Origin of the sequence: Bacillus sp. FSL E2-0195, assembly GCF_038003645.1 — a bacterium.
Taxonomy (GTDB): domain Bacteria; phylum Bacillota; class Bacilli; order Bacillales; family Bacillaceae_G; genus Bacillus_A; species Bacillus_A mycoides.
Genome location: NZ_JBBOPN010000003.1, coordinates 1 through 13,209, shown reverse-complemented (window position 1 = coordinate 13,209; position 13,209 = coordinate 1). Strand labels below are relative to the sequence as shown.

The following is a 13,209-nucleotide window of genomic DNA, read 5'->3' as shown; positions in this document are numbered from 1 at the left end:
AAAAAAAAAAAACTGGGGGTAATAAATATGTTAGAAAAAGTAAATAAATGGGCTGGCACATTAAATGGTGTAGTGATTTTAGGAATGTTAATTAATTGGTCTAGTGAACCTTTATTTACAAGAGTAAAAATAATAGGAATCTGGTTATGGATTCATCCAACAATTATGGTAATCACAGCATTAACTGCTTTAAATATTGGATTCGCAATGAAAATAATGAGGTTACAAAGAATAATTAACAGAGGATAAAGGAACTGGGCTTTTATTAGCCCAGTTCCTTTTCTTTAATATAAAAAAAAAACAAAAAAACATACGAGTTTTTTCAATGCCAAAAAACGTTCGATTAAACAAAGACTTATTAAAAATATAATATTCCAATAACCTTTTCGTTTTTTGCCCTTTTCTGAAGCGTCCCGTCCTACACTTTTTATTCCACGATTTACTTGACCACGAGCCTCTACACCCTCAAACTCCCAAAGATAACCCCAGCGGGCAAAAACCGCCCTTCTGGGGCCACCTCTGGTGAGTTTGCATGAGGGTGCCCCTCATGGTCAAGTAACTTTCGCGGCATAAACGTTACGGACTCAGTGATCAACCCTAGCTATTCCCTCATATATTCCTATTACAAAATCTCTCATATCTAAATTAATATATTGTATAATATAGTTAAATCAAATTCTATGTGGTATCACATAGAATCAAGTACATATTCTCCCCTTCGGGGAGCCCGGTTTATCGCCTTAACGGCTTTAAACCGGGAAGATCAAAACCTATCCACTGATCGTCCCGCCGTCCTTCGTCCTGTAAAACTCAAGCAGGGCAAAATGCTCCTGCCTTAGCATGATAAAAGCTGACGCTTTTACATGCCTGCGGTCAGACGCATTCATTTTTGGTTCTCGCTACGCTTAAACCAAAAACAAGCTCGGCAAGCCGAGTGAATGGTCTTCAGGAGCATTTTGCCCTGCGGGATTTTCTTGTCTGAAAGCTACGCATCAGACAAGAGTCTTTTTCTAAATCAGCTAGCGCTTCTTAGAAAAAGACAAATAAAAATTGCCTTCAGCAAGTTTTATTTGTTTAAACAAAATGCCATGCTTCGCATCACATTTTGCATTCTCCAATCTATAGCTTTCGCTATTAGATTGGTTCATTCAAAACCAGCTTACGCTTTTTTGAATGAAATGAAATAAACATTTTTAAACAAATGTTTATTTAATAAAAAACGAACCATGTGAACATGTGTACATTTACACATGTTCACATAGCGAAGACACACAGCTTCGCTATGTCCTCCCAAATAATTAAATGCACAAATATAGCAAAGACAGGAGGCATCCCTATGGCCGCGCCACGAAAACATATAAGGATTCTAAAAACAAAAGAAATTGAAGGCATGGATATGCTTTGGAAAACTGGAACAGCTACCAGAGATCAAATGGAAAGAGAATATAACATCAAAGGAGATCGCCTAAAAAAACTTTGTCATAGCGGATATTTAGAAGAACGTACAGGAAAAATTGTTTTAGGAGAAAAAGGGATAGAAAAGTTTAAGAAAGAGGGAATAGAGTATCAATATAAAACCGGTATAAATAACGCCAAACATGATATTCGTCTCTCTGAAAAATACATCTCTCTATCAAAAGAAACGAGAGAAACATGGAAAACAGAAAAACAATTGCATTCAGAAGCCCAGAAAGACCCCAGATACGACGATTTTAAAAAAAGAATAGTAGAGTCCCATCCGCAAGGAAAATTCCAACCAACGCCCGATGGGGCCATCTATAGTGAAGCGCATGGCGGTTACATTGCCATAGAAGTGACAACACGTAACTATAAAGAAATTGATATCCAACAAAAACAAGAATTTGCAAAAACATTTTTATTCGGATATGAACAACTATAGGAGGAAAGAACATGGCAATACAACCAACATTTATCGTTCCACATACTTTTTATACAGTACATGAAATTATGAATAATACGAATTCACCCTATATCTTAAACTTACATGAAATTCAGGAAGGTCCACATAAGAGAAAATTAAGTGATGAATTACATTTATTCATCATGAAGCATTATCATAATCTATTTACATTTATGCTCCATCATCAACCTTACATATTAAAGTCACAGTTCCTAGATTTATTCGGCTACCAAAAAGGGAAAAAGAATAAATCTAGAACACTTGGTTATGCAAAATTAAAGGAGTTAGAAGATAAACTGTTAATTGGTTCTAAATCCTTTTATGGTGCGGAATATATTTATTTATCTTATCGTGCTTATTATTATTTTGGCCAAGAAAAAAAGGTACTACCAATTGCACCTGGAGAAAATGTACTCTTCCGCCATTTTACCCGCATGGAAGACTATCTAGAATTAAGTAAACAATATACAGATCCAATATTATTAACCGCATTACTTTGCTCTCACGAGCATTATTATCTATTATATACAGAACCCTTTTTCCCAATTAACCCAATACAAGAAAAAGATACACGTTACTTTGGAGAATACTTTCCAAACAATAAAATACCTAAAAATCTTGATATAGAATTTGTAACAGACTTTCTGATAAAGACAAAACAAGAAAATAGAGGATTATGGTTAATCAATGAAGAGACACCTGAAACTCAACTTCATGTACTCATTACATTTATCGATGAACTCTTTAAAATCCTTACTACACGTTGTTCTCTTAAATTACTTATTAATGATCAAAAAGAATCTTTACGAATCGTAGCAAATATTATTCCGATACCAGGAACATCTTATATCACAATTAATAACCTAATCTCTGATATCTATCATATTGAATTTTTATTAAAGATTTGTTTCCCAACAGTGATAACAAGCTTTACTTTTATTGTGATGAACGAGGATCATGAACGTGAATTAAACAATGTTATAAGTAGAATTACTAAACTTAGAGAAAATAAAAAGAACTTAAAGTCTTGGCAATATATGATTGATCCAAAAAATATTAAAATCCGAAATACAAATCTATTTAGACGTTTAAATTTCAATGATTCTTACGAATCCCAAAGAGATAAACCACTCTTAAACTAAATCCTTGTGAAAAAACAAGGATTTTTCTATCTAAAATGGTTTTAAAAAAGCTTAGATTGGTTAACCAATCTAAGCTTTTTTAATTTCTAATATTTTTTATTCAGGAACGCCCCTGTAGTTCCCAAAGCGTTGCGGTAAGAGCTGGCGCACTGGCAATGAAATCATGGGGTGGAGGCTCGTTGTAAAGGGCGTGTAGCAAAGCGGAACGGGCAAAGCCGAACCCTTTACAATGAGAATCCCCATGATAGCCTGATCTGGCTAGCCAGTACGATAGCAACGCAAGGGAACTACGAAAGGGGCAATTCTTCGAATTTTAACTACAAAACATGTGAACATTGATAGCGTGTAAGCACCTTTTAATTTCATAATAAACTAAGAGAACGGAAGGCTAATATAAAGAGTGAGATAGAGAAAATATAAAAAGTCAGTAATATCAAGGGTTTAAGAGACATAGGGTGTACCCAAAAAGGAACACCTGTGTACCCAAAAAGGAACACCTAAAAAATGGTAAAACACAAAAAAAAAAAGAAAGCAATAAAAAAATTACTCTCTTTTTAAAAATATTTTATTTAAAATAAATAAATCGGTAATTTATGTTTTTTACCATCTTCAGTTACAAAATTTCTAAGTGCTTTTTTAAAGATTCTTTGAGTTGCTTTATCCACTCCATCTTTTGGAGAACAACACATAATATTAGGATTAACAAACCAAGTACGGCTTGTACAAATTCGTCCATCTTCTGTTGTTGTACCAGTTTCCGCAACAGCTAATAATCCCTTTTTCATTAAACCATTCATTAATTGAGAAACCTTTCCTCTAGTTCTATTCAATTTCTTAGCTAAATAAGTAGGCGTCGCACTATCAGAATCAAATTCATTCTCTTTGCTAGCCCTTTCAACTAAAATATTTGTTTTGAACTCTACATAAGGAATAAGATCCATTAAAAAAGCTTTTTCAGCTGTAGTTAAGTATTCAATTTCACTTAGATAATTATAATTATCCATAATAATCTGCACAAACTTCACCCTATCAGTAGGTTTCTTTTTCTTTCCGATAAAGTAATTATCTCCAGTTGTACTATGTAAAATTTTTAATAACATTTGCTGTTGATCAACTGATAATCCAATATTAGCCTGTTCTAAAAAGCTCTCAATCTGATTTTCTCTAGATTTTGCTTTCTTTTCAGCTTCTTCAAAACTAACAATTTTACTCATGTTCTCCCCCTACTCCCAAGAACAGGAAAAGCAAATACATTTAATTCACATTCACAAATGTAATAAATAATGATAAAATGTATATAGACAATATATTTCCTGACCAGGAACTTTTAACTAGAGAGACCTTGTTGGCGCAAGGTTTCTCTTTTTTATTTTAACACATTTTCGACAATAGATTTTAAAACTTATTCAACAAGTAAAAAGACAGCAATAAATCAGCTGTCTTTTCTTTTTTGATCTATAGACATTCTATTTTTTAGGCATCCATGTATGTCCGCAATTCATACAACCATTGACAATATTCTTTCTACCAATAAATCCACTGAATAAAGTTATCGGTGCCCCTAGGAGCATCATTAAAAAAACAACAAATGCAGCCATATCCTGAAGTGGAGAATGTCGAGGAACTATTCCAATAGCTATAAGTGTAGCTAACATAAGAAACAGAATTAAAAACATCCTTTTAAAATTATACCCACGTTTATTACCAACTATTTGATCGGATTTACATTTCCTACAAACAACCCGCCTGGTTACCTTTTCTTTTTGTACTGTCATGTCCAATCATCCTTTTTAACTATAAAATTTCAATAAACTAATTATAGAATATATAAACTACAATAAGATACAAATATTATCAAAATAAGAAATAGAACCCTAAAAACCAGTTTCTTTTTCTTATTTTCCAATGTAAACTTTTAAATATTAGTTTACATTGATTTCCCCCAAATCATTGACTTCTCACCAATTACCCTGATATCCTCATTTTACACAACAAAAGTATACATTCAAAACACTATAAATAAAGAGGTCAAAAATCCATGAACAAAAAACCACATCTTATTGATGTCCAACCTATTCGTAGCAAAGAACAAATCGAAGATATGAAGTGGGCCCTCAAACGTCATTGTTCCGAACGAGACTATATTCTCTTTCTAGTTGGCATTCATACCGGACTACGCGTAAGTGATCTACTCCAACTCGAAACACAAACCATACTAAAGTTAAAACGAAAGAAAAGAAAAGAATTCAAAATTAAAGAAGGAAAAACGAAGAAAGAACGCATGATTAACCTTACTTCTATTTTTGATGAAGTCTATTCGTATGCCCAAACACTAGAAAGTACTTGGTTATTCCCTTCAAGAAAAGGAGAGCAATCCATTAGTAAGATTCAGGCTTATCGACAATTACAAAAAGCCGGAGATTTTGCTGGTATAGAATCTATCGGAACTCATACTATGCGCAAAACCTTCGGTTATTGGTTTTATAAGCAAACAAAAGATGTCGCTATGTTGCAAGAAATACTTAATCACAGTACACCGCAAATCACATTAAAATATATCGGAATAAATAAAGAAGAAAAAGACAATGTTCTCGATACATTCTACTTATAACAATTCTAGCAATCATAAAAAGACCCTATAATCTCCCAAATAACTTCACCACTACAAAATTCAAGAAAAATTTTTCTATAATATAAATAAAAAAGAGCCTAAATCCAGGCTCTTTTTTATATGATTACCATTATAAAGCTACTTTGATTTCATTAAACAATCATTACTAATTTAATCGACATAATATAAATCATATTTATTTTTTTATATTTTTTAAATAAGAATGATCGTTAAATTTATCAATAATTATTTTCGATTTACCATTATTATACAAATAATTCAAATAATATTCTTCTTTTTCTTCTAATATTTCTTTTAAAGTATTTAATATATCTTTTTGAAACCCTTTTGCATTTGTAATTTCTCTATAAAGATTATTCACACTATCTATATCTGGCGTTTTTAATCTTTTGATATTCATTTTAATTATCTCCAATGAATAACAATAAGATTGAATTGCATTAAATACATCTGTATCAACTTTTGAAGCTTTAAAAAATAAAGATTCTTTATCAGAATTAAAAACATCAATATCTCTAAAAAGCATATCAACTTTTTCCTCAACATCTTCAACTACTTGTTCAAACTCTCTTTGTGAACCTAAAGATTGTAAAGAGATGATTTTAAATTTATGTTTCAAAACAATTTCTTTAATTGCTTGTATATTAACTATTTTATCTGGTAATTGTTCGATATAACTTTTCTCTTTTTCAAGAGTAAATGCAAAAATAACACCTATTAATGTGAAACATCCTCCTAAAACTCCTCCTATTATACTTCCCCAATAACCAATCCAAGCACTTGTATTTTCAACAAATTTAAATGAGGATAATGTTACTAAAACTGGTATAATTAACGAAACGGCTAATAATAATACTACTTTTCTCAAAAATTTTCCCTTAATAAAAACAGATTTCAAAATCTTCACACCCTAATCATTAATAAATAGTTGGATATTATTTAATTTGTATTAATTAATACTAATAAGGAGAGAACAAAATGACAGAAGCAACTCAAGAAATTATTATCCCTAACATATCACCAACAAGAAACTACTGGCTAGTAAGAACAGAATCCGGATTATACTATAGTAGCTTTGATGTTAATAATTACATCTCAATAGGCTGGAATGAAATTGATCAAAATATAGTAAATAAAAAAAATGAAATTTCAAAAGAAGATATACTTACATTGTGTCCCCAATCAAAAGATAAAACTCCAAGTCAACAATCTAGACAAGCTACCTTAATTGCAAACAATATAAATAAATTTATAAATGAAATAAAAGAAGGTGACATAGTTATGATACCATCTGTGGATTCAGAATATGTTACTTTTGGGGAAGTTTCAGAAAGCAAATTATATTTTGAAAAAGATTTCCCTACAATTACTCCAACAGAGCCTAGTGATTCAAAATTTTGTCCTTATATAAAAAGAAAAAAGGTAAAATGGCTAAAAACAATTAAAAGACAAAAATTAGATCCAGAATTATACAAAGTATTTCACTCTCATCACACGATAAATGATGCTAACTCTTATGCACAATTTATTGATAGAGCAATAGATTCTATATTTATTAAAGGTGATACAGCACACTTAACTTTATATGTTGAAAAAAAAGGAAATATAAATGCATTAATGTTTTCTGATTTAATTAGAGATACTTTAACTCCAATAGATAAATTCAAAGAAATAACTAATAAAGAAATAACAAATATTAAAGAAACAACCCTAAATAAAAATAATATAAGTATAAAAACTAATGTACAATCTCCTGGCCCAATCGAACTTATTGGTTCAGTTTCAGAAATAATATTTATAGTAAGTATGATTGTAAGCTTAGATTCTAATAAATATAAATTCAAAATAAAAAATTTATTTAATAAAAAAGAAGATGAAAAAGAAAATGATAATGATAATAAAATTAGAGATATCATAAAAGCTTTTAATGATGAAGATATTCAATCTTATACAAATGAACTAAAAAAAGAAAAAAAAGATATTGAACAACATCTAAAAAACTTAAAAATTAAAAACCCAAAAGATAATATCAACTCTACTAAAGAAAAAGCTAACTAAATATAATAATAATTATAACAAGGGAATGCTTGTATACTAATCTATATTGCATTCCCTTATTATGTATATATGCTATGTTTCTATTTTTCCTTTTCCGACATTATTACTTAATTAAAAATAATAAAAGATTCATTTCTTTTTTTACTTCATACTCATCAATTACTTTAATTACAAGCTTATTAATATCTTCATTCCCAAATTCATCTAAATAATGAGAATTGTTCAAAGAAAACTTAACTCCATTCAACATATCAATAAGATGAATAATTCTTTGCTCCCTTAACTGCAATATATCCCCAATACAATAATGACAAATAAATATCCAGAACAAAAAAACTAAAATCAAAATAATAAATGCTAAACCAAAATAAGCTGTGGCTTGCCCAAACTCAAAATTATTCTTTTGATATATCCAGTTATTAAAAGCCGTCCAAAGAGGTACAAATACAGCTATAAGTATGGCACTATAAGACATTACAATCGTTGAAAATTTTCTTTTGTTCTTTCGTTCAAGATGCTTTTCAAATCTTTCTATACAAAAGTCTAATGCCTCAACATTTTTAGTTTTATACTTATTAGGCTTATTTAAAATCTTTTTATTTATTAAAAACTTCTTTAACAGTAAATATTTAAAGGTATACCATTCTTTACTTCCAAATTTAATTTTATACTCTTTTGAAATATAACTTCGAATGTAATTACGAATAAATAATAAAGAAGTAATGAATAATTCTGTTTCAAACAAAACTATAAACATTCCCATAAAATCTAAATTCTTTTTAAAAAGAATACATATTGTTATAAAAGATACTATTACACACATTTGTATTATAAAAAACCAAATTACTCGTCTTCTCACGGATTTAAACATAAAAAAAATATTCATTCCCCTATTACAAAAATCTAATAATTCTTTTTCAAACACACTAACAACTCCAGTTAATTTTAATATTAAAATTAAATAATTTATAAATCACAAATCATCCTAAACTTTTTATTGCATGATTCCTTTCTATCTCCACTAAAAATTTAATATTCTCCTGTTCTTCTTTAGATAAACTTATTTCTAAGATTATCACATAAAAAAGGTCTGCAACACATCGTTGCATGCCTTTTTTATAACGCTACGATGCGTTTCTTACTATTTAACATTAGAATAATTAAAGTAATTAAAGGAGGTACATATATGGACATTGGAAAAAAAATAAAACATTTAAGATTAATAAATAACATGACACAAGAAGATGTAGCCAGCCAATTATTTATTTCAAGACAAGTTATATCTAAATGGGAACTAGGAAAAAGTCTTCCCGATCTAACCAATTTATTAGCCTTAAGCAATCTATTTAATGTTTCAATTGATTCTTTATTAAAGGAGGATTCAAATTTGCAAAATCAGATAATAAAACAAAGCAATTACAAAAGATATTTATTAATAGCCTCTCTCTACATATATTCTTTAATTGCTATTGTTGTTATATTTTATTGTCTCGTTGCCTTTTTACTTATACCAAAAGACATAAAAACATCAGATCTAAAGGTTATTAATTCCCACTTTTATCAAGAAAGCGATAAAAAAGAAATTTTATATATTTATAGTAAATTAACACCATTCTTCTCCAATTATTCAGGAGATTATAGCATTCAAACAAAAGAACATGAAATAAACATTCATGCCCATCGAAATTCAATTCCTTTTAGAAATAAAGATGTCTTATTTTCAATCGATAAAGATATACCTCACGGGATAGATTGGCAAGAAAAAGATGTTTACATTGTAGACGAAAACAATAACAAAATACTTATATATAACCATAAAAATAAAAAACTATATTATCAAACAAAAAATTAAAGTAGGTGATCAAAATTAGAAACATCTATAAATATATTTTTATACTAACTACACTTATTCTTAATATAATTAGTTCTCTACTCATTATGAATACTCCATTTATACCAGGGAATATGGTATTTGCTATTACATTTTTATTTTTCACCATGCTATTCCAAACAACTACAATGCTATTTATTATATATATGATTAAAAATGAAATATCTAAAAAGATGAAAATAATATTATATATTTTTTTAACACTAGATATATTAATCTTTTTATTCTTAATCAATATGACATATATAGCAGCAACAGCATTAAAATATTATTAACATCTCTATAGCAAGGGAATGCTTGTAGACTGATCTATACTGCATTCCCTTATTGTATGTATGCTATATTTCTATTCTTCTTTTTCCGACATTAGAACCCTACATAAAATACCGGCCAAATTTACTTTTTAAACAAACCGAAAAAACCTTTCCGTTTTTGTTTCTGATTTTGAGCCTGCATATCTCTAATATTTTCAAGCAATAACTGATCTCGCTTCTCTAGCTTCTTCTCTATAAAAACTTCTAATTCACTGTTTTTACCTTCTACTTCAGTTAACTTTTTCTCCGTATTCGCTAAATGCTCTTTTGTCGTAACCAATTCATTCGTAATTTCTTGCAATTTTTGAACGAGTGCTTGATTAAATTGATTTTGTAACTGTTGATTTTCTAATACTTCATTCAATTTCTTTTCTAATTCTGATTTTTCTTCTTTTGAAACAAACGAATCAAGTTCTCCGTTTCGCCATGCCCGAACTTGATCGTAAGACCATTTTTGCACCTGTATTTTTTCTTTTATTGCTTTTAATTCTTCTATATTTTCTTTCGAGTATCTGCGATGCCCTCCCTGACTTCGCTCCGTTTGTATGTTAAATTCGTTTGACCATACCTTTAACAAATCGGGTGTGATCCCTAAAAGAACCGCAACAATTTTCGGTGTATGCATTTCCGATTTTAGTTCCAATTTTCATTCCTCCCCCAAAAACGGAATACGTTTTTTACTTAAAAAACACGATTAAATCAGCATTCTAATCAAAATCGGAATGCACTTGCAACCGATATGAAAACCGATTTTAAAAACGATTTAATTTCGAAATACATTCCGATTTTAACACCGATATGTAGTACTTCTCGATAATAACATCAAAATCTTTTTTATTTATACAAGATTTTATGCAAAAAAAGAATAGTGGGGATCCCTAGAATCCTCGCTATATCACCGATGTATAAAATCCTGTATACCAAATAAACAGACAAAAAAGAAGAATCCCTGTACATATAAGGATTCTATGAAAGTATTTGCTACCGATAATAGGACGTTATGTTAACTATACATGAATACAATATACATTTTTTTCTTATAATATTTCTTCTAAATATTTATCTAAGGTTCCTCTAACCTCTTCCATCTTACGGGTTAAATCTTTAATTTTGGATGTAACATTTTCTGTATCAATAGTTTCTTCTTCAAATGTATCCACATATCTGGGGATAGTAAGTTGATAGTCATTTTTTTTAACTTCTTCTTTCGTTGCTACATAAGCATATTTATCTAAAGTTTCATAATTTCGATAAGTACCAACTATTTTCTCTATATTTTCCGAACTTAATTTATTACTATGTTTATCACTAATGTATTCATCACTTGCATCAATAAATAAAATACTATCTCTGTTTCTATTTTTCTTTAAAATAAGAATTGCTACTGGAATACTCGAGTTATACATCATATTAGGTGGAAGCCCAATAACAGCTTCAATAATGTTATCTTCAACCATAGCTCTTCTAATATCTTTCTCTCTTCCTCCCCTAAATAAGACACCATGTGGAATAATTATAGCAGCTCTTCCATTTTCTTCATTCATTCCAGAAGCAATGTGTGATATAAATGCATAATCTCCTTTTCCTGTTGGTGGAGTGCCCCATTTAAAACGGGAAAGATCCTTAATATCACTTGGATGTCTTTCACTTTTTTCCCACCATGGAAGAAAGGCAACTGTAATATCAAAATTCATTAACTTTTCCTCTTTTAAAAACTTAGGTTCTGTAATTACATCTCCCCATTCTATCCCACCAATATTCTTATTCATACCATTCATAAATGTATTCATTTTACATATTATATAAGCATTTTTATTTTGCTCTTGGGCATATAAAGAGAATTTTTTACTTTCAATCAACTTTGCAGTTTCTATTAATAATCCACCACTTCCAGCAACTGGATCATATATTGTTTCTCCGCTTTGAGGGTCTATTAATTCAGAAACTAATCTACATACTTCCAAAGAAGTATAAAAATCTGCTCCTTTTTTCCCAGAATCAACAGCAAATCGATTAAGAATTTGTCCAAATACTTCTCCCAAAAGATAAGGATTTAAATGTTCAGGACCTAATTCTATATTTTTAAATTCTTCTATAAATTTTTTTAAAATATCATTTTTTTTCGTAGGATCATCAAAAAAAGCATAATCTGCACTGATGAATATTCCATATAATTGGCTGCTATTATGATACTCGATATCTTTCAATGTACTCTTAATAATTTGTCCTATATTTGGACTTTCCCGTTTTTCATAAATAGACTCAAAAGATAAATTTTCTGGTATATATATTTCGTTCTCATTTCCTTCTATAAAAGATCCATAATTAGCATCCAAATTTCGATAGTGTCGAGAATAATCACTAAGATATTTAAAAAATAAAAAATTTAATACATAATTTCTATACTCTACAATATCGATAAAACCACGAAATAAATTTGAAACATTCCATAGTCTTTTTAAAATTTCAGAACTATTATAAACCATAAGTGAATCACTCCTGCCAAACTAGATTTGTTAAAGCATTTTTAATTTGCTGTTCCCTTAAATAAATAAACTCCTCCATTATTTTTCTTTCTTCTAAAGCTAACCTTTGAATTTTTATAAGTTTTCTTTGAACATCTATTGGAGGAATCTTTATTTCTAGTGTCGCTAAATCAGATTTTTTTATAGTTGCTGTAACCATTCCTGCTGCTATTGATTGAAAATATTTCCTTACCACATCTTCCCCTAAATACCAAGCTACATATTCAGGAATTACTATATCCTTTGATTTTTCATTAATACTTAATATAAAAAAGTGAATACTTGGTACTAAATTATCAGGTCCTTCGCTAAAAATCCCAGCAGCATATTGACTACTTTGTGATTTCTTAAATAATATCTCTCCTTTTTTTAAAAGATATTTTCCATCCATTTTTTCAGTAGAAAATGTCTTTATATTATTAAAATCAATTAAACCATTAACATCAAGGTTCGTTAAATTAATAAGTTGATAAGTTTCTCCCGGATCTCTAGTTCCTTGATATCCAGTACGTATATGACATATTTCTGATAAAGTTCGTTTTTCCAAAATTCATCACCATCCCTAAAAAATCATGCTGTACGTTTTCTTGACTCGATTATAAAACATGTGGTAATATTTAGTCAAACATAAATCATGCAGCATGCTTACGTTAGAATTATAACACTACAACTCAGATATAACATACTAAGTATCTAAAAATTTCCACACACACACACAAAAAAAAA

General features: G+C 29.4%; 13 protein-coding genes. 6 read left to right on the top strand and 7 right to left on the bottom strand.

The features are described from left to right. The 3 genes from MHH59_RS30685 to MHH59_RS30675 all read left to right on the top strand — a co-directional run. Positions 1 to 249: hypothetical protein (locus MHH59_RS30685; protein ID WP_340853825.1), on the top strand; the 249-nt coding region annotated here is incomplete at its 5' end. Between the two features lie 1,147 nt (positions 250 to 1,396). Further along, the gene (locus MHH59_RS30680; RefSeq protein WP_340853823.1) at positions 1,397 to 1,900 is read left to right on the top strand and encodes a hypothetical protein; all 504 of its coding nucleotides are present in this window, start codon (positions 1,397 to 1,399) and stop codon (positions 1,898 to 1,900) included. A gap of 11 nt (positions 1,901 to 1,911) precedes the next feature. Further along, on the top strand, positions 1,912 to 3,063 hold the full coding sequence (locus MHH59_RS30675) for a hypothetical protein (protein WP_340853821.1): 1,152 nt from the start codon (positions 1,912 to 1,914) through the stop codon (positions 3,061 to 3,063). 569 nt (positions 3,064 to 3,632) lie between these two features. Here the strand turns inward: MHH59_RS30675 and MHH59_RS30670 are convergent. Together MHH59_RS30670 and MHH59_RS30665 are read right to left on the bottom strand one after the other, a co-directional pair. Then, positions 3,633 to 4,277, bottom strand: a complete 645-nt coding sequence (locus MHH59_RS30670) for a MarR family transcriptional regulator (protein WP_340853818.1) — start codon at positions 4,275 to 4,277, stop codon at positions 3,633 to 3,635. Between the two features lie 252 nt (positions 4,278 to 4,529). Next, positions 4,530 to 4,838: a hypothetical protein gene (locus MHH59_RS30665; protein WP_061662913.1), complete on the bottom strand. Its 309-nt coding sequence runs from the start codon at positions 4,836 to 4,838 to the stop codon at positions 4,530 to 4,532. Between the two features lie 263 nt (positions 4,839 to 5,101). Between MHH59_RS30665 and MHH59_RS30660 the strand changes: the two genes are divergently transcribed. Further along, on the top strand, positions 5,102 to 5,674 hold the full coding sequence (locus MHH59_RS30660; RefSeq protein WP_340853815.1) for a tyrosine-type recombinase/integrase: 573 nt from the start codon (positions 5,102 to 5,104) through the stop codon (positions 5,672 to 5,674). A 196-nt stretch (positions 5,675 to 5,870) separates the two neighbouring features. Here the strand turns inward: MHH59_RS30660 and MHH59_RS30655 are convergent, their stop codons facing one another. Beyond that, a complete protein-coding gene (locus MHH59_RS30655; RefSeq protein WP_340853813.1) occupies positions 5,871 to 6,593 on the bottom strand; it encodes a hypothetical protein in 723 nt (240 codons plus the stop codon). An 80-nt stretch (positions 6,594 to 6,673) separates the two neighbouring features. On the opposite strand from MHH59_RS30655, the gene MHH59_RS30650 reads away from it, so the two are divergent. Continuing rightward, positions 6,674 to 7,753 (top strand): hypothetical protein, encoded by a 1,080-nt coding sequence (locus tag MHH59_RS30650; protein ID WP_340853811.1) that lies wholly within the window; start codon positions 6,674 to 6,676, stop codon positions 7,751 to 7,753. A 103-nt stretch (positions 7,754 to 7,856) separates the two neighbouring features. Here MHH59_RS30650 and MHH59_RS30645 read toward each other — a convergent pair whose 3' ends face one another. Then, positions 7,857 to 8,678: a hypothetical protein gene (locus MHH59_RS30645; RefSeq protein ID WP_340853809.1), complete on the bottom strand. Its 822-nt coding sequence runs from the start codon at positions 8,676 to 8,678 to the stop codon at positions 7,857 to 7,859. 261 nt (positions 8,679 to 8,939) lie between these two features. Between MHH59_RS30645 and MHH59_RS30640 the strand changes: the two genes are divergently transcribed. Continuing rightward, positions 8,940 to 9,605, top strand: a complete 666-nt coding sequence (locus MHH59_RS30640) for a helix-turn-helix domain-containing protein (RefSeq protein WP_340853807.1) — start codon at positions 8,940 to 8,942, stop codon at positions 9,603 to 9,605. 435 nt (positions 9,606 to 10,040) lie between these two features. Here MHH59_RS30640 and MHH59_RS30635 read toward each other — a convergent pair whose 3' ends face one another. The 3 genes from MHH59_RS30635 to MHH59_RS30625 form a co-directional block, all read right to left on the bottom strand. Then, positions 10,041 to 10,601: a MerR family transcriptional regulator gene (locus tag MHH59_RS30635; protein ID WP_197219312.1), complete on the bottom strand. Its 561-nt coding sequence runs from the start codon at positions 10,599 to 10,601 to the stop codon at positions 10,041 to 10,043. A 394-nt stretch (positions 10,602 to 10,995) separates the two neighbouring features. After that, positions 10,996 to 12,444: an N-6 DNA methylase gene (locus MHH59_RS30630; protein WP_340853805.1), complete on the bottom strand. Its 1,449-nt coding sequence runs from the start codon at positions 12,442 to 12,444 to the stop codon at positions 10,996 to 10,998. 7 nt (positions 12,445 to 12,451) lie between these two features. Then, positions 12,452 to 13,030 (bottom strand): restriction endonuclease subunit S, encoded by a 579-nt coding sequence (locus MHH59_RS30625; RefSeq protein WP_340853803.1) that lies wholly within the window; start codon positions 13,028 to 13,030, stop codon positions 12,452 to 12,454. Positions 13,031 to 13,209: the final 179 nt, after the last annotated feature.